Annotated in this window: 25 protein-coding genes; 23 read left to right on the forward strand and 2 right to left on the reverse strand. The window is 48.7% G+C overall.

Annotated features, from left to right (window positions below; all coding sequences use genetic code 11):
* The first annotated feature begins 4 nt into the window (after positions 1-4).
* From HRI97_RS05235 to HRI97_RS05280, 10 genes are all read left to right on the forward strand, one after another.
* Positions 5-298 (forward strand): VpaChn25_0724 family phage protein, encoded by a 294-nt coding sequence (locus HRI97_RS05235; RefSeq protein WP_253727100.1) that lies wholly within the window; start codon positions 5-7, stop codon positions 296-298.
* Positions 299-301: 3 nt separating this feature from the next.
* Positions 302-856: a phage protein Gp27 family protein gene (locus tag HRI97_RS05240; RefSeq protein WP_253727101.1), complete on the forward strand. Its 555-nt coding sequence runs from the start codon at positions 302-304 to the stop codon at positions 854-856.
* Positions 853-2,346, forward strand: coding sequence for a hypothetical protein (locus tag HRI97_RS05245; RefSeq protein ID WP_253727102.1), 1,494 nt, complete (start codon positions 853-855; stop codon positions 2,344-2,346). Before HRI97_RS05240 ends, HRI97_RS05245 begins: the two co-directional genes overlap by 4 nt.
* Positions 2,325-3,896, forward strand: coding sequence for a DUF935 domain-containing protein (locus HRI97_RS05250; protein WP_253727103.1), 1,572 nt, complete (start codon positions 2,325-2,327; stop codon positions 3,894-3,896). The genes HRI97_RS05245 and HRI97_RS05250 overlap by 22 nt, the downstream gene beginning before the upstream one ends.
* 4 nt (positions 3,897-3,900) lie before the next feature.
* Positions 3,901-4,737 (forward strand): DNA-methyltransferase, encoded by an 837-nt coding sequence (locus HRI97_RS05255; protein WP_253727104.1) that lies wholly within the window; start codon positions 3,901-3,903, stop codon positions 4,735-4,737.
* Positions 4,730-6,067: a phage head morphogenesis protein gene (locus tag HRI97_RS05260; protein ID WP_253727105.1), complete on the forward strand. Its 1,338-nt coding sequence runs from the start codon at positions 4,730-4,732 to the stop codon at positions 6,065-6,067. The genes HRI97_RS05255 and HRI97_RS05260 overlap by 8 nt, the downstream gene beginning before the upstream one ends.
* A 290-nt stretch (positions 6,068-6,357) precedes the next feature.
* A complete protein-coding gene (locus HRI97_RS05265; protein WP_021329122.1) occupies positions 6,358-6,675 on the forward strand; it encodes a hypothetical protein in 318 nt (105 codons plus the stop codon).
* Positions 6,676-6,748: 73 nt separating this feature from the next.
* Entirely contained in the window at positions 6,749-7,051 is a 303-nt protein-coding gene (locus HRI97_RS05270) for a DUF4406 domain-containing protein (protein ID WP_253727106.1), read from the forward strand.
* Positions 7,038-7,229, forward strand: coding sequence for a hypothetical protein (locus HRI97_RS05275; protein WP_253727107.1), 192 nt, complete (start codon positions 7,038-7,040; stop codon positions 7,227-7,229). The genes HRI97_RS05270 and HRI97_RS05275 overlap by 14 nt, the downstream gene beginning before the upstream one ends.
* A 15-nt stretch (positions 7,230-7,244) precedes the next feature.
* Positions 7,245-7,589, forward strand: a complete 345-nt coding sequence (locus HRI97_RS05280) for a hypothetical protein (RefSeq protein WP_253727108.1) — start codon at positions 7,245-7,247, stop codon at positions 7,587-7,589.
* A 346-nt stretch (positions 7,590-7,935) separates the two neighbouring features.
* On the opposite strand, the gene HRI97_RS05285 is transcribed toward HRI97_RS05280, so the two are convergent.
* Together HRI97_RS05285 and HRI97_RS05290 are read right to left on the reverse strand one after the other, a co-directional pair.
* The gene (locus tag HRI97_RS05285) at positions 7,936-8,586 is read right to left on the reverse strand and encodes a DUF308 domain-containing protein (RefSeq protein ID WP_253727109.1); all 651 of its coding nucleotides are present in this window, start codon (positions 8,584-8,586) and stop codon (positions 7,936-7,938) included.
* Between the two features lie 54 nt (positions 8,587-8,640).
* The gene (locus HRI97_RS05290; protein WP_253727110.1) at positions 8,641-9,360 is read right to left on the reverse strand and encodes an XRE family transcriptional regulator; all 720 of its coding nucleotides are present in this window, start codon (positions 9,358-9,360) and stop codon (positions 8,641-8,643) included.
* 174 nt (positions 9,361-9,534) lie between these two features.
* Between HRI97_RS05290 and HRI97_RS05295 the strand changes: the two genes are divergently transcribed.
* The 13 genes from HRI97_RS05295 to HRI97_RS05355 all read left to right on the forward strand — a co-directional run bounded on the left by HRI97_RS05295 (position 9,535) and on the right by HRI97_RS05355 (position 18,040).
* Positions 9,535-9,810 (forward strand): helix-turn-helix domain-containing protein, encoded by a 276-nt coding sequence (locus tag HRI97_RS05295; RefSeq protein ID WP_253727111.1) that lies wholly within the window; start codon positions 9,535-9,537, stop codon positions 9,808-9,810.
* The gene (locus HRI97_RS05300; protein WP_253727112.1) at positions 9,807-10,049 is read left to right on the forward strand and encodes a hypothetical protein; all 243 of its coding nucleotides are present in this window, start codon (positions 9,807-9,809) and stop codon (positions 10,047-10,049) included. The genes HRI97_RS05295 and HRI97_RS05300 overlap by 4 nt, the downstream gene beginning before the upstream one ends.
* The gene (locus tag HRI97_RS05305; RefSeq protein WP_253727113.1) at positions 10,046-10,648 is read left to right on the forward strand and encodes a DUF3164 family protein; all 603 of its coding nucleotides are present in this window, start codon (positions 10,046-10,048) and stop codon (positions 10,646-10,648) included. The genes HRI97_RS05300 and HRI97_RS05305 overlap by 4 nt, the downstream gene beginning before the upstream one ends.
* Positions 10,649-10,781: 133 nt before the next feature.
* A complete protein-coding gene (locus HRI97_RS05310) occupies positions 10,782-11,081 on the forward strand; it encodes a COG3415 family protein (protein ID WP_253727114.1) in 300 nt (99 codons plus the stop codon).
* A gap of 69 nt (positions 11,082-11,150) precedes the next feature.
* Positions 11,151-12,035: a hypothetical protein gene (locus HRI97_RS05315; protein WP_253727115.1), complete on the forward strand. Its 885-nt coding sequence runs from the start codon at positions 11,151-11,153 to the stop codon at positions 12,033-12,035.
* Positions 12,032-13,705 (forward strand): transposase, encoded by a 1,674-nt coding sequence (locus HRI97_RS05320; RefSeq protein ID WP_253727116.1) that lies wholly within the window; start codon positions 12,032-12,034, stop codon positions 13,703-13,705. The genes HRI97_RS05315 and HRI97_RS05320 overlap by 4 nt, the downstream gene beginning before the upstream one ends.
* Positions 13,706-13,718: 13 nt before the next feature.
* A complete protein-coding gene (locus HRI97_RS05325) occupies positions 13,719-14,579 on the forward strand; it encodes an ExeA family protein (RefSeq protein ID WP_253727117.1) in 861 nt (286 codons plus the stop codon).
* A gap of 9 nt (positions 14,580-14,588) precedes the next feature.
* A complete protein-coding gene (locus HRI97_RS05330) occupies positions 14,589-14,768 on the forward strand; it encodes a hypothetical protein (protein WP_253727118.1) in 180 nt (59 codons plus the stop codon).
* Between the two features lie 52 nt (positions 14,769-14,820).
* Positions 14,821-15,078, forward strand: a complete 258-nt coding sequence (locus HRI97_RS05335; protein WP_253727119.1) for a hypothetical protein — start codon at positions 14,821-14,823, stop codon at positions 15,076-15,078.
* A 118-nt stretch (positions 15,079-15,196) separates the two neighbouring features.
* Entirely contained in the window at positions 15,197-15,649 is a 453-nt protein-coding gene (locus HRI97_RS05340; protein WP_253727120.1) for a regulatory protein GemA, read from the forward strand.
* Positions 15,646-16,089 carry a Mor transcription activator family protein gene (locus HRI97_RS05345; RefSeq protein WP_253727121.1) on the forward strand — a complete coding sequence of 148 codons (444 nt, stop codon included), beginning with the start codon at positions 15,646-15,648 and terminating at the stop codon, positions 16,087-16,089. The genes HRI97_RS05340 and HRI97_RS05345 overlap by 4 nt, the downstream gene beginning before the upstream one ends.
* A 62-nt stretch (positions 16,090-16,151) precedes the next feature.
* A complete protein-coding gene (locus HRI97_RS05350) occupies positions 16,152-17,129 on the forward strand; it encodes a phage protease (RefSeq protein ID WP_253727122.1) in 978 nt (325 codons plus the stop codon).
* 2 nt (positions 17,130-17,131) lie between these two features.
* Positions 17,132-18,040, forward strand: coding sequence for a Mu-like prophage major head subunit gpT family protein (locus HRI97_RS05355; RefSeq protein WP_253727123.1), 909 nt, complete (start codon positions 17,132-17,134; stop codon positions 18,038-18,040).
* Positions 18,041-18,049: the final 9 nt, after the last annotated feature.

Consider the following 18,049-nt stretch of genomic DNA (forward strand, 5'->3'; position numbering starts at 1 on the left):
GGAAATGGAAAATATATTTTTGCCGAATCAAAGAATACTCATCCTGCAAGGGCTCGAAAAGGATGCCGGCAGGACATTGTCGAATGAAATGCTTCAGAGGCTTTTGAAAAGCTACGGGCATACGGTAAGTATTGCCGATGTGAATGCGCTCGTGAATTGGCTTGAACGGTGCGGGTATGTAAGGACGGAACGGCTCGCAGATAAAGCGCTGGTGTTGGTAACCCTTACCCGTCCGGGCTTGGATGTTGCATGCGGGCTTTTACGCGCAGACGGTATCGATCCGCCGTTCGAGGAGTAATGCATGGGACAAAAAAGCGCCGTCGATCGGCTGCCGGAAGATTTACGGAAGAAGCTCATCGAATTACTCAACCGTCCCGATGTCACGCAGCTTGAAATAGTGGATGTCATCAACGCGCAAGCGGGAGAACCGCTCATCTCTAAAAGCAGCTTAAATCGCTATGCCATCAGAATGAAAAAGTTTGCCGAAAAGAACCGACAGGCGCGCGAAGTTGCGGAAGCGTATCTTGAAAAATACGGCAGCGATACGCGGAACCGGCTCGGCAAAGTGGTAAACGAACAAGTACGGCTTGTCGCTTTTGACCTTATTTCCGAATTGGAGGAATTAAAGGAAGAGGGAGAAGTAAATCCGAAGTTCATTACCGAAGTGATTTTTAAAGTGTCGCGTGGACTGAAAGAGCTTGAAATGGCGGAAAAATTGAATGCCGAACGGGAAGATGAAATCCGAAAGGCTGTCCTTGCCGAAGCTGCCGCAAAGATAGAGGAAGTCGGCAAGAAAAAAGGCGTCAGCAAAGAGACACTGGATGCCATTTACGCAGAGGTGTTCAGAATAAAATGACCATAGTTGAAGCCTTAAATAAAAATATTTTACTCGATTATCAAAAAACATGGCTGCTGGACGGTGCGAAGGTAAAGGTCTGGGAAAAAAGCCGCCGTATTGGAGCATCGTATGTAGAAGCGCTGTATGCGGTGTTACTGGCAGCTCTTTCTCGCAATGCAGGCGGAATGAACTGCTACTATACTGCATATGACAAAGAGATGACGCAGCAGTTTATCAACGATGCCGCATTTTGGGCAAAGCTTTTGAATATCGTCTGCTCCGATATGGAGGAGACGGTGATCAAAAATGAGGATAAAGACATTACGGTCTATAAAATCCGCTTTGATTCAGGTTTTGAAATTTGGGGGCTGTCATCCATGCCGCGCTCGCTTCGCTCAAAGCAGGGGCATGCCATTATTGATGAAGCGGCATTCTGCGATGATTTATCGGAAGTCTTAAAATCCGCTTTAGCTTTTCTTATGTGGGGCGGCTCGGTTTCCATTTTAAGCACGCATGACGGTGAAGATAATCCGTTTAATGACTTAGTCAAAGAGATTCACGATGGGAAGAAAGACTACTCACTCCACCGCACCACGATTGACGATGCCCTGCGCGACGGTTTGTATAAACGCATTTGCGAAGTAAAGGGTGAAGAGTGGAGCAAGGAAAAAGAAGACGCGTGGCTCGATGCCCTCATTAAAGATTACGGCGACGGTGCCGACGAAGAGCTTTTTTGTGTGCCGCGCGCAAGCGGTACGCAATATTTTCCGCGTGCGCTGGTTGATAGCGTAAAAGAAGATGCGCCTGTTTTTCGGTTTACCGAAAGCGACTCTTTTACGTTTGAAAGCGATTGGAAGCGCGAGCGGAAAATCAATGCGTGGTTTAAGGAAATAAAGCCGGTACTGCAAAGCACGGATAATCCCGTTGTTATGGGCGAAGACTTTGCGCGATCGGGAGATTTAACCGTCATTTGGCTCGATGAAATCGTTGCCGAAGGGAAAACGAAAACGCTCTGCGTTGTCGAGCTGCGCAACATACCGTTTGCGCAACAGTGGCAGCTGATAAAACTTATCGGAAACGGATTAAAAGATTTTGAAGGTGCCGCTTTTGACTCCAGAGGCAACGGGCAGATGATCGCCGAATATGCCGCGCAGGAATGGCCGGGCTATGTGTATCAGGTGATGTTGAGCCGTAAGTGGTATGCCGAGAATTTCCCACACCTTAAAAGCGCACTTGAAGATAAAAACACGACCGTGCCGAACGACCTTTTTATTCGCGACGATTTTAAGGTCGTCAAGGTGGTACAAGGGGTACCGCTCATCACCGAACGCACTGGAGGCGGGAGAACGAAGCGGCACGGAGACGCCTGCATTGCCAAAGTAATGGCAAAGTATGCGGAACTGCAGAGCTACGAAGCGAACTATCAGCCGTATGCCTACGAAGCGGTAAAGACAATGGCAAAAATTGGCGCTAAAGGAGTTGACCCATGGAACGGTTGGGACGATTAAAAGAAGCGGATACAACGAAAAAAGAACAGATACATAAAAAAGAGCTTACCGAACAGCGTGCGACACCCGTGGCGAACTCAAACCGCGATCTATGGTCGGGAGGCCTTGTCGCGGGTCTTACTCCGGAGCGGCTTGCCGTCATTTTGAATCGGGTACGGCGCGGAGAGGTACCCGCCGAGTATTTGGAGATCGCCGGAGAGCTTGAAGAGCGGGACGCGCATTATCGCTCGGTTCTCTCGACGCGTAAGCACGCGGTCGAAGGACTGGAGCTGTATGTACAGGCAGGAGGCGACGATAAAGAAGCGCTTACCGTTGCGGAAGCGGTAAATGAAGATATCATCAGCCATGCCGACAGCATGGATTTGATAAAGAATGCGCTCGACGCATTGGGCAAGGGATTTTCCGTCAATGAAATCATCTGGAATACCGAAAGCGCACGATGGAAACCCGAAACGTTTATCTATCGCGATCCGCGCTGGTTTGCTTACGACAAGACAACGGGTGTGCTCTCGCTCCGCGATGTGTACGGGATGGAGCTGCACGCGCTGGAGCCGTACAAGTTTATCATACACGAGCCGAACCTGTTGAGCGGCAAGCAGATCACGAGCGGATTGAGTTTTACCGCGCTCTTTTATTGGCTCGTAAAAACCTACGACGTAACAAGCTGGGCGGCGTTTGCAGACCGCTTCGGCTACCCGGTGCGGTTGGGTAAGTACGGCAGAAAGGCTACAAAAGAGGATATCGCGACGCTGAAACGAGCGGTTGCCGCTATCGGCAGCGACGTCGGTGCGGTAATCCCCGACGCTATGGCGATCGATATCATCGAAAGCAAGACGACGGCGGAAAACTCCGAAGTTTACGAAAAGATTGCCGAATGGGCAGACAAGCAGCTGTCGAAGCTTGTGCTCGGACAGACCGCGAGTGCCGAAGGTACGCCCGGAAAACTCGGTGACAGCCAAGACCAGCAGGCAGTCAGGCAAGATATTTTGAAAGCCGACGTGCGCCAGCTTGAGCAGACGCTGAACCGCGATCTTGTTATTCCGTATGTAAATTTCAATTTCGGAAAACAGGAGAGATATCCGAAGCTCAGGATAAAATACGTCGAACCGAAAAACGTGCAGCTCATCGTCGATTCGGTTACAAAGCTTGTGCCGCTGGGCTTTCGGGTAAAGGCGCAGGAGATGCACGCACTTTTGGGATTGTCGTCGCCTGAAAAAGACGATGAGGTTTTAACCGCTCCGGCCGCATACGAGCCGATGATGAACGCACAGAACGCAGGGCGCATTGCACTGAATGCAAGCGATGTTACACAAAGCGAAAGCGATGAAACAGTGAACGACAAGACACCGGACGGCTTTATCGAAATTACCGACGATATTGCGGCAGTCCTTGAGAAGGCGGCGGATAAAGCGACAGATTTTAAGAGCTTTGAAGCCCAGCTTGAAAAGTTGGTAAGCGGCTGGGATGCCGAAAAGATTGCCCGTACGATGGCGATCGCATTTTTTAAGGCACGAGCCGAAGGCGATGCGAACTTTGCCGAGGAAGAATAATTTTATGGAAATGAATGAGAATATAAAATTACTGCACGGCGATTGTATAGAGCTTTTTCCGAAGATACCGGACGCGAGCATAGACGCAATTATAACCGATCCGCCTTATGGAATAACAAAATGCGATTGGGATAAAGTAGTTCCATTTGACTCTTTGTGGAAACATTACAATAGGGTTTTAAAGCGAAATGGTGTTATAGTTATATTCGGGACTGAACCTTTTACGAGTGAATTGGTCTGCAGTAATAAAAAGATGTTTCGGGAAAAATTAACATGGCAAAAACATAGACCTAGCAATATGGGAAACGCGAAACGGATGCATCTTAAATATAGCGAAGACATTATTGTTTTTTCATTTGGTCGCAATATTTACAATCCCCAAATGCAACCTCGGACATCCAATAGGGTTCGGCAGGCGCAGAAAGGGACAAGCAAGCAATGGAGGACAAACGGGAATACCTCGCGGGAAGTCTGTTTTGCAACTCAATATGCCCCACGGAGCTGGGATAGTTTTAACGCAGACTGGAAGTATCCCAGTAATATATTGCCCTTTCCGGCAGTTGTAAGTAATTCCCGCGAAAAAGTAAATCACCCGACCCAAAAGCCTGTATCGTTATTAATGTATCTTATTAAGACTTATACGCAAGAAGACGCTTTAATCCTTGACACCTTTATGGGCTCCGGCACAACCGGTGTCGCTTGTATCAATACCGGCCGCAAGTTTATCGGTATAGAACTGGATGACAATTATTTTAGCATCGCTAAAACGAGGATTGAAAACGCGATAAGAGAAAAAGAACGACGCCTTTTCAGTGAGCAAGGAGCGGCGGCAAATGCCTGACAAGTTTATCCAGAAAGAGGCACTCGATTATATCAAAAATAAAAATCTCAAAGTCGGTTTCAGCTATAAAGACGTATGGAACGAAGAGCATGCGACGGCTTTTACCGTTGCAAAAGCGATGCAGATCGATGTTTTAAGCGATATGAAAAAGGCGGTTGAAAAGGCGATAAAGGACGGGCAGAGCTTTGAAAGCTTTAAGAAAAACATAAAGCCGACCTTGCAACAAAAGGGATGGTGGGGCAAAAAGCAAATGACCGATCCGCTTACCGGACGCGAAGTCGAAGCACAGCTCGGAAGCGACCGGCGGCTCCGGACGATTTACAATGTGAATTTACGGAGCGCGTATCAAAAGGGACAATATGAACGCACGATGGCAAGCGATTTACATCCGTATTTAATGTATCGGGTCGGCAACAGCCAAAAACACCGCGAGCAACACCTTGCATGGGACGGCCTTATCCTGCCGAAAGACGATCCGTTTTGGAACAACCATTTTCCGCCGAACGGGTACGGATGCAAGTGTTATACGCGGGCGGTAACGGAAGCGCGGAAACAGCGATACGAAAATGAAGGCATAAAAGTTCCGCCCGCGGCCGACGGTTCGGGCGGCGGGACGCTTCGCGTAAAAACGAAAGCACCGCCCGACAAATATCGCAACTATTTTAACGAGCGAAAAGGAACGCTTGAAAGACTGCCTCAAGGCATTACGCCGGGGTTTAACTGGAATCAGGGGCAGACGGGACGGACGATCCCCGTGCTGCAGGAGTGTTTGAAAAAGGCACAACAGGAGATGCCGCAAGAGATCGATGCTGTTATTAAGACGTTGCAAAACTCGACAATTTATCGGGATGAGCTTTCGGCCTTTGTCGATGAGGCATATAAAAATAAAGCTGCAAATCGCGTGAACACCCGCAACACGACGCCGGTCGGCTTTTTCGATAAAAAAATAACGGATTTCCTGCACACGCAAGGAATCGATGCCGATGCGCGAAGCGTCATCGTGCTTGAACAGTATTTGATTACGAGCGATAAATACTTAAAGCGCCACACCGCCGCCGGCAATGCGCCGACACGGCAAGACTGGAAAAACCTGTTAGACTATTTAGCGGATGCGGATGTCTATTGGGACGGTAGAAAAAAGAATTCTTTGCTTTTTCTGAAAAAATTAAACGAAATGAAATATCTGAAAATCGCTGTCGATGTTTCTGCGACGGAAAGATATTTGAAACTTCCGAAGATCGACACTATGTTTTATCTGGATATTTCTACCGAAAGCGAATCGGGCATCGAAGCGTATCGCAAGATAATAAAATTAAAAAAAATAAGATAGGAATCCGGCAGCCTACATCCCCGTTCCGTTACCGCCGGGGGAGTTTCCCTTGTGGGGTCTGTCCCTGGTCGCTGAGGTCATAAAGACACACACGACGCACTCTTACCGTATCCTATCTTGCCTTTACTCTAACTCCAAATAACACAAATGTCAAGTTTTATTAACAGCCGTTACAGCACACGGCAAGCGCAATCTTATTAAAATACTCATAACCTCGATCGACAACATCGATCCAATCGGATGTCCCGCCGGCGGACTCGTGCCGGCACATTTTTTCAAGGAAGGTAGACATGAAAAAATTCTTTTTAATTCTTGCGCTCGCCCTCATTGCAGGAGGCGCGGTTTGCATGAGTTACAGCACGTACTGGGTGTTCGACGTGATCGGCGGTATCGTGCTGATCGTCGGATGTGCGCTTGCAACGGTTTACGCAATTAAAACCGTCAAGAAAAAACCGACGCTTATCGCGCTTTTATGCGCGCTATACACGGCCGTCGTGCTACTGCTTATTGCAGGTGCGGTTACTTTTTCCGGGACTATATTATTGGCAATTCTCGGGTCGGCAGCTCTAATACTCTTCGGCTTTCCGCTCGCACGTTTCAACCTTTGACAACGCTATCGACAGGCGGCGGGACGGCAAATTTCATCCCGCCGCATCTATGATTTTAAAAAGGACGGTTTGCGTGAAACTGTATATATCCGGTCCGATCACGGGCATAGAAAATTATGAAAAAAACTTCCTCGCCGCCGAGCGTGCACTTCGCCTGCGCGGATACATCGTCGTAAACCCGTGCAAAATACGGCATCGCGGAACGACGTGGGAAGATTACATGAAAAAGGATATAGCCGCACTGCTCGACTGCGACGGGGTGGCAACCCTTCCCAATTGGACAAATTCGCGCGGCGCGAATTTGGAAATACGTATCGCGCAGGCTTTGGGTATGCCCGTTAAGCGTTTTACACGGTGGATCAATGAAACACATTGAAATCGTAATGCGGACATTTTGTTTTTGTTTCGGAGTGCTGCTCGCGCTTTTTATACAGGTAAAAATACATGCAAAAAATGCGGCAGAAGTTTTTGCCAATGCGCTGTTCGCCCTTGTCTATATCGGCGCAACGGTTATATTGCTTGTTCTTCCGTGGGCGCTACCGTTGAGAAATTAAAAGAGAGAAAATAATATGGCTCGTAAATGTGCAGTGTGCGGTAAGTGCAAAACTTCTGGATGCGTGATAGCGCCGGATGAGAAATTGCCTGAAGTGAAAAAAGAAGTTTTCGTATGCAGTCAAAAATGTGCAGATACTTTTTTTCGACAAATTAAATCGAGCAGAAAAAAGGCTTTGCGAAAAACACTTGAACAAAAAACCGAAAATGCAACCGGCGGCGATTATATGGATATGTGGGTTACACTAACCCCGAAAGAACAAAAACAACTTGCTATGATCGGCTTCGGTTATCTGAGGACGCTCTCCGATAAAACACCGGCAGGGTTTTATAAAGAGTTACGGCTAAGCCAAAACAGGTAAAATCTCTGTCGTAAAGAAGCTATGATTATATTACCCATCAAAAAGAAATGGTTTGACATGATACGGTCGGGAGAAAAACGCGAAGAATATAGAGAAATCAAACCGTATTATACAAGCAGGTTTTCTCCTTTTTTGAAAACAATTGCACCAATCCATGTACGGCTTAGAAACGGTTACAGGAGACAAAGTCCTCATATCGATATCTTATGTTGGCTCAGCATCGGAGAAGGACTTGAAAGATGGGGTGCAAAAACAGGGATACGATATTTTATTCTGCATATTGAAAAAGTATATTAAGGCTGGACTACTTAATCAGGCGTTCAGATCCAGTTTCAAATTGTAAAAATCATGTGATACCTTCCTGCGATTCATATCCTATAAAGAGCATGAAAGCCCCTCCGATGGATTGTTTCGTATAAATGATATCATTGCTTTTATATGTGTTGGTTTCTTTCTGATTGATAAAATCTGCTACAAATTTTCGCACGTTATCAATAGATCGATTCGGTTCAAGCGTTTTAATAACGGCATAGAGGGATAACAGAGCTTCTTCTAACTCTTTATCGTCTGTTGTATTAACAACAAAGATTACACCAATCAAATCATTGTCTGTATTTTTCTGGGTACTTATCGATAGTTGAGCCGACTTATTTACTTCCAGTTTTGCAATACGCGCCTTTTCTCCATCCGAAAGCGTCCAATCAAAATTAACCTTTGCTTTGATATTACCGGCATTTTTTATATATCCTTTTTTGAATTCCTCAAAGGTTAAAACATGGGGCACCGGTGTAACTGTTTCCTCTGTAGGTCTGGAATCAATTTTCAAGGCTATTGCGCCGAAAGCAACGCCGCATACGCCCAGCAAAATCAACCACCAAGCGCCCTTTCGCTGTTTCTTATACGCTTCTGCCTCGTTTTTAAGCGTCTTTGCTTTTATGGCGATATAAATTCCGAATATAAAAAGCACAATGCCTGATGCTATTACAATATACAACAAACCTATACCTCCACCGTTTTTCTATCTTACAAAACGTAGTTTTTTTATTTCCGCTTAGTCCACATGCTTAAACGTGTAATGCACCCGTCCGATTATATCAATAGCTTGGCTTTCTGCCGGTTCTTCCCACGCCTCGTATTTCGGATTATCGGAAATAACAACGATCTTACCCGGCTTCCGCGCAAGGCGTTTTACATAGCCGCACCCGTCCATACGTAAGGCATAAATCCCTTCGCCGTCCCAACCGCAACTGTCACAGACGATGAGATCACCGCGCTGCAAGGTAGGTTCCATGCTGTCGCCGTTTACATAGAGCGCCGTAAGGTTATTCCCATAACGTTTTAATTCTTTCGGAACTGCGATATACCCCGTCGATACATCACTGTCGGGTAAAAGCTGTCCCTTACCTGCGGACAGGCTCTGATCAAGGATCGGAATTACGAAACCGCCGTTATCAATAATTTTAGTAATCGGCGGCAAATCTTTAATATTCATATCGACAGGGAAACCGCCTAATTTTGCTTGGCGCTCTTTGATTTCGGCATCAGAGATTATCCCTGCATCTTTCATATCCGAAACAACACCTGTCGTTAGCCCCTTAATCGGATATCCCATTTCCGCCAATCTTATAAGAATTTTTAACGGCGGAGTTGAATGCCCACTTTCATAATTTGCCCATGTTCGCTGAGGTATAGCAAGTCTTTTCCCCATTTCAGCTTGACTCAAATTAAGTTGCTTACGAATTTCTAAGAATTTTTTAGCTAAATCTTGCAAATAAAACCTCTTTTAAGCCATTTAAGGCTTGACATTTAGCCATTATTGGCTTATTATAGGTATATCGGCTGGACTTATGCACAACCTAAGCCGGTAAAAAAGAAAAGCGAAAAACGCTTCATATTTTCCGCTTTTCCCAAAAAACAAGCCTGTGATCAGGCAAGGACGGTATCTATGATACAGCAAAAGCGAAAAATCCACAAGCCGAAAAATCGAACTATCGGTCACATTTACGGCGGATGGATCAAGTATCAACTCGCTCTTATCAATGTATCGCAAACGGACATCGCTGAAAAATTCGGAGTCCGCGATACGTCGGTATGGGCGGTTATTCACGGCCGGCGCACATCGGCGCGCATTCAACAGGCGATTGCCGAAGCGCTGGGCTTACCCGACTGGCAGACGGTACTCGCCGCTGCAAAGCGGGCGGTAAAGGAGAATGTCGTATGAAAATATTGGCAAAAATCATCTGTACGATTGAAGAAGATAAAAAACCTTTTGCAAGAATAAAAATAAATGCCTCCTACGACAACCTCTTAATGGGGTTAGGGGCACTTTTTAATTCGGCAATAGACAAGATATCACAAGACACATGTGCTCCTAAAAAAGCCGTGAAAGAAGAAATTTTGAAATTTATAAGCAAAGAACGCCATTTTGAAATCTATCAACCAACAGGAGGAAAAGAATGAGTAAACAATTTATGGAAGATGCGCACGGCCGGCAGGTGCCGGTTTCGATGATTAAAAAATTCGATCTCAAACGGAACGATTTGGTGTGTTCGATTATGTCGCGCGCTTTTGCCGAACGGGAACGACTCGCCGAGTTCAAGCAGCAGGTATGGGAGGAGATTCAGGCGTTTGTCGATGAGAGCGCGAAAGACAGCGGCGCGAAAAAGCTCGGCGGGAAAAAAGGCAACATCACGCTCACGAGTTTTGACGGGCGCTACAAGCTCATCGTTGCGGTCAACGACGGTATTCTGTTCAACGAGAAGCTCCAGATCGCAAAGCAACTCATCGACGAATGTATCGGTAAGTGGAGCAAGAACGCACGTCCGGAGCTGAAAGTGCTTGTCGACGACGCGTTTAACGTCGGTAAAAACGGACTCGTCAGTACCGGCAAAGTGCTCGGCTTGCGTCGGCTCAACATCACGGACGCAACGTGGCGGCGCGCGATGGACGCGATCACCGAGAGCATACAGGTGGTCAGCTCGAAAACGTATATGCGCTTTTACGAGCGGCAGGAAGACGAAAGCTATAAGCAGATACCGCTCGACGTGGCAAGTCTGTAAGGGGGCGCACAATGATGGGATGTATCTATCGGGTGGGATTACGGATAAAGAACATCGGCGAGCGCATACACAGCGCGGGGTTACAGCGACTGGGGATTGCGATAATGGACTGCGCGTTAACAATGAGAGGGCGATGATGGAAAAATTATCAAGTCAAGAGCGGATATTCGTCATTACGCAAAATCTGTATGAGAATCATACGGCAGGGCTTACAAACAAAGAACTCGCTCAGATTCTCGGCACAAGCGAAACGAATATCTGCCGCGACATGGCATTGTTTGAAAAATATGGATGGGTTAACAGAAACGAAAAAGGACGCTGGAGACTTTCTCCTGTGTTTTGCGGCATTGCAGGTCAAGTTATGAAAGCTTATCAAAAAGCTCGATTGCTTTTGTCAGAAGAGGAGGCCAAATATGCTGCGGCAATGCAATGACGTATCAAATTGGGCGATATCGCCCAATTTGGACAACCACAAAAAAATTACTGATACGGAGGCAACGATATGAGTAGAAAAGTAATAGTACCGGCAGATGAAGATTCAAAAGTAATGAATGCGTTGGAAGAAAAGGAAAACGAATTGTCTGTGAGAATACAAGAGGATGATAAGCTCTTTCTTGAAGAGGGGGAAGAATACAACCTTCATGTCTGTATGATGAAATCTCGCGAATGTATAAAACAGGCAAAAAGCGCACTCACGGCACTGGGAAGGCAGCTCATTCTTATAAAGAATCATGAACCGCACGGTAATTTTATGAGTGCAGTTGAAGACCTCGGCTTGGATATACGATTTGCTAACCGCTTAATGGCAGGCGCACGTTGGAATATACAAGACTCGGAAAGACTCGAGAAGTTGGGAAAGTCAAAGTTTCTTGAGCTTACTATTCTCGACGACAAAGAAGCGGAAGCTCTTGCCGACGGCAAAGAACTTGAAGGAATAGGAACCTTTGACGATATCGCCAAAATGTCAGTGAAAGAACTCCGTTCCGCGCTCCGAGAGGAAAAGAAAAAGAGGCAAAAAGAACGGGATGCTCAGGAAGAAGCAATCAGCCAAAAAGAAAAAAAGCTGAATGAGCTTGAGCAGGAACTGCGTTATCGTCAACCGCCGACGAAGACTGACATCTCGCAGGCAAAACTCGATGAAAAACGGAAGCCGCTGTTTACGGCAATTATGAGCGGCATAGAAGATTTGTCGGTTGCGATCGATCGAGTGGAAGACATCTGCAGAACAAGCGACGTACAGCTCGATCAGCTGACGCGCCTTGCGCGCTCGTTCGACAGCGAAATGAGTTTGCTCAAAGAAAAGCTGGACACGCTTGACGAAGCGTTAAACGCTGCCTGTCCTATAAAGGAGGACGTGCCGTGTACGAGCAATACGCCGAACAAATGAGACGTGCGGAGAGCGCGAAAGAGCGGAAGGCGATCATAGATGAGATGTGCCGGATATTTGCGTTCTCAACCGCGAAAGCCTATAAGGTACTTAAAGAGAGCGGCTGGGAGTCGGGTCGGAAAAAGCGGCGCGATGCGGGTAAGAGTTCGGTCGCCGAAGATACGATAAAAACCGTCGCGGCTCTTACAAAGCACAGCCTGCGGAAAAACGGCAAACAGGTCATGCCGGTAACGGTCGCGCGCTCGGTGCTGCTGCAAAACGGCTGGAACGTGCCGGTAAAAAACAGCCGTCTGCGGGAACTGCTTCGGGAACAGCAGCTCCAAACGGCGGAGCTGAAAAAGGCATGCCCGTATCAAAACCTGCGCTCGCTCTATCCGAACCACGTACACATGGCAGATCCGTCGGTCAGTCTTTTGTACTATTCGCCGTCCGGGAAACAGAAAATCGTCCGCGACGATGAGGAATATAAAAACAAGTCTTTTTTGGAAGGAAAAGAAAAATGTTTGCGGTATGTCCTCATCGACCATTATTCGGCATCTATCTGTGTGCGCTATTATGCGGCGCACGGAGAGACGGCATCGAATATGTACGATTTTCTGCTGTATGCATGGGGGCAGAAAAAGCTGCCGACATACACTTTCCACGGACTTCCCGAACTTTTGTATTGGGATAAGGGATCGGGCAACATCAATAAGGCGACCAGCACCGCGCTTGAAGCGCTGCGGGTAAAGACGGAGACGCATGAGGCGGGCAATCCGCGTTCAAAGGGTGCGGTCGAAATTGCGAACAACATCGTTGAAACACATTTTGAGTGCCTCTTGAAGCTCGAAGCTGTGCACAGCATTGACGAGCTGAACGAAGCGGTCGAACGATGGTGCGCAGCATTCAACGCGAACCTGATCAGCGGGTACGACAGCCGCCTTACGCGGTACGGAAAAGCGATCGGAAGCCGGCACGAGCTGTGGGAGCGGATACGGGCGGAACAGCTTCGGGAACTGCCGGACAGGGACGTATGCCGTTTGATATTTACCAACGGCATACAGAGCCGTACCGTCGGCGGAAACCTTACGATCAGCGTGTATCATCCGAAAGCAAAAGAATCGCTGTGTTACAGCGTACATACGATACCGGGCATAACGAGCGGGAGCATCGTAAACGCACAGCCGATTTTAGTCGACGATGAAGCGTTGTGCTTGGTGTTATTCGACCGCGGCGGAAATATCGAACGCGCGGAGCTTGCTCCGGTCGCCGTCGATGATGCGGGCTTTATGGCAGGCGCCGCCGTAATCGGACAGGAATACAAGCAAAAGCGGAACACGGATCGCGAGATAAAAAACAAAGAGCTTGAAGCGCTTGCGGGCGACGGGAAAGAAGCGGCGTTTGCATCGATTACCGAAGGCAAGGGCTTTAAGACGCACAGTCTTATTAAACCTGAAAATCCGTTTATCCGGCAGACAACCGGAACGCAAATCAGCGTAAGTACCGTCGAAGTGCACGATATCCTGATAAGCGGCGTCGAAGCGGCAAAGCGGGTAAAAGCTCGGCTCGGTTACGTGCCGGACGGCTTTATCGCGCGTATGCAAGCGGAGTTTAACAATGCGGTACCGTCGAGTCTTATAGACGATTTGGCGGCGGAGTATACATATCGTGCGCAGGAGCGCATCGGATAACAAGGAGCAAAGTATGTTGTCGTTACAGGCGAGGAAAAAATTTAAAATCGTTGCAGACCCGTTTACGGGTGATGTAACAAAAGCGGAAGACGTATACATGACAAGCGATACCCGTTTTATCGCGGAGTATCTGTATCAGACGGCGCGCGTCGGCGGGATGGTCGCTCTTATCGGTGAATCGGGAAGCGGCAAGACGACGATCCGTCGATACGCGATCGACCGTATGCAAACGGAAGGGCAAAAGGTGCGCGTGATCATCCCGCGCATCATCGATAAATCGAAGCTGACCGCATCGAGTATTTGCGACGCGATCATACAGGATTGCTCGGAAGAGCATCCGAAACGGACGCTTGAAGCAAAGGCGCGGCAGATCGAGAGAATCTTGACGAACTCAAGCCGCGCCGGATGGAGCCACGTACTGATGATCGAAGAGGCACATGACCTGCACGTGCAGACGCTGAAATATTTAAAGCGGTTTTGGGAACTCGAAGACGGGTTTAAAAAGATCTTGGCGATCGTCCTTATCGGACAGCCCGAAATGAAAGGCAAGCTCGACGAGGCTAAAAACTGGGAAGCGCGCGAAGTTATCCGCCGTATGGAAGTGCTGGAACTCGAACCGCTTAAAAGCGGTAAAGAGATAGCAGCCTATCTTGACGTAAAGTTTGCGCGGTTCGATCGGGACAGAAAGACGGTCATTACCGATGACGGGTGCGAAGCGCTCGCGATGAAGCTCAGACGGCAGACGCGGAACGAACAGCAGGTGTACAGCGTCGCCTACCCGCTGCTCGTAAACAACTGGACGAGGAAAGCGATAAACCTTGCGGCGGAACTGGGGAGCGCCGTCGTCAATGCCGATGTGGTGAACTCGTTGTAGGCGGCGGGTATGACGGTCGGAGATTTTGCGGATTTGGTTGAACGGATGCGGGAAGCGCAGAAAAATTATTTCGGGTGTCCCGCACCGTCGAACCTGCATAAAAGCAAAGAGCTTGAAAAGCAGGTAGATAACGTACTTTCGGAGCGTCGGCAGAAAATGGCGGATGCGCTGCAGACAAAATTATTTTAGGGGGATACAGATGGGCGGTAAAAGGATCAGTTTTACACTTACGGAAGACATCGTGAAAGAACTTGCCGTAAAAGCAAAAGAGAACGGCTTTATAAGCGCACCGGCTTACGTACGGCATCTTACTGCGCTGAAACTCAAGCAAAATGGAAAGCACACGTTGAACATCGAAGTTGCGAATTATGATGAACTCAATGAATTTGCCGCAAGCAAAGGGTTCGGGACGATCGAAAGTTTTGCGACTTTTGCCATGTCTCAGTATATGACCAAATATCCGATTTCAGGGCGTAAAAAAGCAGAAACGGGAAATTAGTCGCCGACAGCCCTATCCTCGTTTAGGCTGTACAGCCATACGGGTTACAGGGCAAGCCAAAGGGACGGTAAAACAAGCAAAATTGCCATTACAAGAGATAACGTAAGGAGCATATAAAATGACCGGAAAAAAGATAGACAGGCGGAAAAAGCTCATACAGCTCATCCACATCGCAAAGAGCAAACTGCAGATGAGCGACGGCGATTATCGCGCGCTGCTTGTCGGCATCGGCGGAAAGACGAGCAGCGCGGAGCTTACCGTTGCGGAACTGGAACAGGTTTTCAAAGCGTTCAAATCGCTCGGCTTTACGGTAAAAAAACTGCCGGTAACGGATCTCGATCGCGGGCTTGCAAGCGATGCACAGCTCGCGTACATCAAGGGGATGTGGGAGCTGGTCAGCAGAGAAAAGACGGAGCGGTCGCTGAATCGTTTTGTAAGGCGGATCACCGGCGCCGTGCATTTGCGATTTTTGAACGTGTACTCGGCGCAAAAGGTAACGATCGCATTGCGGACGATGATGATAGATGCCGGCTATGATCCGGACGGCATAGCGGTTACGGAGGCAAGATGAATTTATTGCAGGACATGGTAAGAGATGTTGTCGATCGAGGGGTGGACTACGACGATGCTCTTTGTGCCCTGCGGCATTTTGCCCGCTACTACGGCGGGCAGCACATCTATATACCGGTACATGCCGACACCGATCTCGCAGAGCAAATCAGGGGGATCCTTACGGATGCCGTCGGAGGGGCGGTCGCGGATCGGATATTGGATGTTATCGCAACTCTGTACGGCGGGGTACAGCATTATATACCGCTTGAAACGCGTGCGTTTAAAAAGCAGATCGCGCTCGAAGTACACAGCGCATACGACGGCACGCAGGAATGTATGAGGGATTTATGCCGCAAATACAACTGCTCGCTTACACAGATTTACCGGCTATGGCATGCGGGCGAAGCACAGGCGCTGAAAGCTAAGGCTGCTGCATCGCAGCGCGCGTTCGATTTTTAGCGGCGGTTTTATTAACGGTCGTTATAACAGGTCGGAAACAAAAAACTACTAGACTGTCGGGTATGGATACCGACAGTCTTTTTTTATGCCTCAACTTCGAAGGCAATAAGATACCGGACAAAATACAACTCTTACCTGCAGGGGAATATGTCGCAGGCCGCGACGGTCGGCGCTGGACAAAACGCAGCGCGGAAGCCATTGCACAAAAATCGAACGAGTATTTGCCGCAGCATATCATTGACGAAAATCACGCGACCGACTTGAAGGCGCCGCGCGGCGAAAGCGCGCCTGCAATGGGCTGGTTTACGAACGTGCGAGCGGAAGAAGACGGCTCGGTTTGGGCTGATGCCGTATGGACGTCTCGCGGAAAGACCGCGCTTGAAAATCAGGAGTATCGCTATATCTCTCCCGTGTTTGAATGCGACGCATCGGGGGAGATTATTAAAATAATGCGCGCTGCGCTCACCAACAGCCCCAACCTCGAATTGCAAAATCTCAACAGTACACAAACCGCGCCGGCGGATAATCCGGCAAAGGAGAATGTAATGAAAAAGGAAATTTGTGCGGCATTGGGATTGCCCGAAACCGCGACCGACAACGAAGTCCTTGCCGCGATCACCGCCCTGAAAACACAAGCAAACAGTGCACAGACGGTTGATCTTGCCGCTTACGCGCCGCGGGCGGATCTGGCGCAGATGGAAGCCCGAGCGGTTCAAGCGGAAAAGACGCTCGCTGAGATGAATGCCGCACAGCTTAAAGCAAAGGCAACGGCAGCCGTTGAAAAAGCTGTCGCCGATCGAAAGATCGCACCTGCAAGCAAGGACGCATACCTTGCGATGTGTGCGACCGAAGAAGGGCTTTCAAACTTTACAAAGATCATGGAAAGCTCGCCTGCTCTCATTCCGGGGGGTGCTTCGGGGGCTTCCGGCACGCCGCCTGCTGCCGAAACGCAGGCGGAGCTCAACGCGGAAGAAGAATCCTTCTGCAAGGCGATGGGCTACACGAAAGAAGAGTGGCTCAAAATCAAAGGGGGTAAATAACTATGATAATAAAAGACAGTACCTTACAGGCTTTGCGCACGATGGTGCGCGCGGAATTCAGACAGGCGTTCGACGCGGCGGTAGCTCGCGAAGACTACAAAGAGCTCGTTACGATCATAACGAGCAATACAAAATCAAACTCGTATGCGTGGCTCGGCTCTTTTCCGCAGATGCGTGAATGGATCGGCGATCGTGTCGTGAACAGCATGAAAGAGTTCGCATACACGATCGAAAACAAAAAATACGAAGCGACGCTCGGTATTGAACGCACCGACATCGAAGACGACAATCTCGGTCAGTACCGTGTGCTTGCCCAATCGCAAGGACAGGAGACGGTGTCCTTTTTCTGGAGGCAGATTGCAAAGCTCATGGCGGGCGGCTTTACCGCTCTCTGCTACGACGGACAAAATTTTTTCGACACCGATCACCCGGTGTACGAGAAGACGGACGGTACCGGCACAAACACGCCCGCGTCGAACGTACTCGGAGCCGGAAGCGGGAAACCGTGGTTCCTGCTTGCCCTCGATCGTCCCTTGAAGCCCTTCATCATGCAGGAGCGCTTTGCGCCGGAGTTTGACGAAATCAAAGACACGCAAAACGATACGGTCTTTATGAAAGATCAGTATCTCTACGGTATCCGTTACCGCGGAAACTGGGGCTACGGACTGTGGCAGCAGGCAGTCGCGTCAAAAGAAGCGCTGACGCCTGAAAACTTCGGCAAGGCTTTCGGCATGATGGAAGCGTTTAAGCGCGACGGCGGCGATCCGCTGGGCTTGAAAGCGACGCACCTCGTCGTTGACGCGTCGAACCGTGCGGCTGCCGAAGCAATTCTGTTGAAGCAGAATTTGAGCGGCGGCGAATCGAATGTCGACTACAATCGCGTCAAGCTCGTCGTTTGTCACTGGTTGTAATCGGAGGCG

It is taken from the genome of Treponema socranskii subsp. buccale, from assembly GCF_024181585.1.
GTDB classification, from domain to species: Bacteria; Spirochaetota; Spirochaetia; order Treponematales; family Treponemataceae; genus Treponema_D; species Treponema_D buccale.

Bases quoted from the DNA above. Each gene is read 5' to 3' on its own strand.
- HRI97_RS05245 (WP_253727102.1), top strand. From the start codon at position 853: ATGACCATAGTTGAAGCCTTAAATAAAAATATTTTACTCGATTATCAA.
- HRI97_RS05240 (WP_253727101.1), top strand. From the start codon at position 302: ATGGGACAAAAAAGCGCCGTCGATCGGCTGCCGGAAGATTTACGGAAG.
- HRI97_RS05340 (WP_253727120.1), top strand. From the start codon at position 15,197: ATGACCGGAAAAAAGATAGACAGGCGGAAAAAGCTCATACAGCTCATC.
- HRI97_RS05330 (WP_253727118.1), top strand. From the start codon at position 14,589: ATGACGGTCGGAGATTTTGCGGATTTGGTTGAACGGATGCGGGAAGCG.
- HRI97_RS05255 (WP_253727104.1), top strand. From the start codon at position 3,901: ATGGAAATGAATGAGAATATAAAATTACTGCACGGCGATTGTATAGAG.
- HRI97_RS05355 (WP_253727123.1), top strand. From the start codon at position 17,132: ATGATAATAAAAGACAGTACCTTACAGGCTTTGCGCACGATGGTGCGC.
- HRI97_RS05280 (WP_253727108.1), top strand. From the start codon at position 7,245: ATGGCTCGTAAATGTGCAGTGTGCGGTAAGTGCAAAACTTCTGGATGC.
- HRI97_RS05295 (WP_253727111.1), top strand. From the start codon at position 9,535: ATGATACAGCAAAAGCGAAAAATCCACAAGCCGAAAAATCGAACTATC.
- HRI97_RS05265 (WP_021329122.1), top strand. From the start codon at position 6,358: ATGAAAAAATTCTTTTTAATTCTTGCGCTCGCCCTCATTGCAGGAGGC.
- HRI97_RS05305 (WP_253727113.1), top strand. From the start codon at position 10,046: ATGAGTAAACAATTTATGGAAGATGCGCACGGCCGGCAGGTGCCGGTT.
- HRI97_RS05350 (WP_253727122.1), top strand. From the start codon at position 16,152: ATGGATACCGACAGTCTTTTTTTATGCCTCAACTTCGAAGGCAATAAG.
- HRI97_RS05235 (WP_253727100.1), top strand. From the start codon at position 5: ATGGAAAATATATTTTTGCCGAATCAAAGAATACTCATCCTGCAAGGG.
- HRI97_RS05250 (WP_253727103.1), top strand. From the start codon at position 2,325: ATGGAACGGTTGGGACGATTAAAAGAAGCGGATACAACGAAAAAAGAA.
- HRI97_RS05260 (WP_253727105.1), top strand. From the start codon at position 4,730: ATGCCTGACAAGTTTATCCAGAAAGAGGCACTCGATTATATCAAAAAT.
- HRI97_RS05345 (WP_253727121.1), top strand. From the start codon at position 15,646: ATGAATTTATTGCAGGACATGGTAAGAGATGTTGTCGATCGAGGGGTG.
- HRI97_RS05315 (WP_253727115.1), top strand. From the start codon at position 11,151: ATGAGTAGAAAAGTAATAGTACCGGCAGATGAAGATTCAAAAGTAATG.
- HRI97_RS05275 (WP_253727107.1), top strand. From the start codon at position 7,038: ATGAAACACATTGAAATCGTAATGCGGACATTTTGTTTTTGTTTCGGA.
- HRI97_RS05325 (WP_253727117.1), top strand. From the start codon at position 13,719: ATGTTGTCGTTACAGGCGAGGAAAAAATTTAAAATCGTTGCAGACCCG.
- HRI97_RS05310 (WP_253727114.1), top strand. From the start codon at position 10,782: ATGATGGAAAAATTATCAAGTCAAGAGCGGATATTCGTCATTACGCAA.
- HRI97_RS05300 (WP_253727112.1), top strand. From the start codon at position 9,807: ATGAAAATATTGGCAAAAATCATCTGTACGATTGAAGAAGATAAAAAA.
- HRI97_RS05320 (WP_253727116.1), top strand. From the start codon at position 12,032: ATGAGACGTGCGGAGAGCGCGAAAGAGCGGAAGGCGATCATAGATGAG.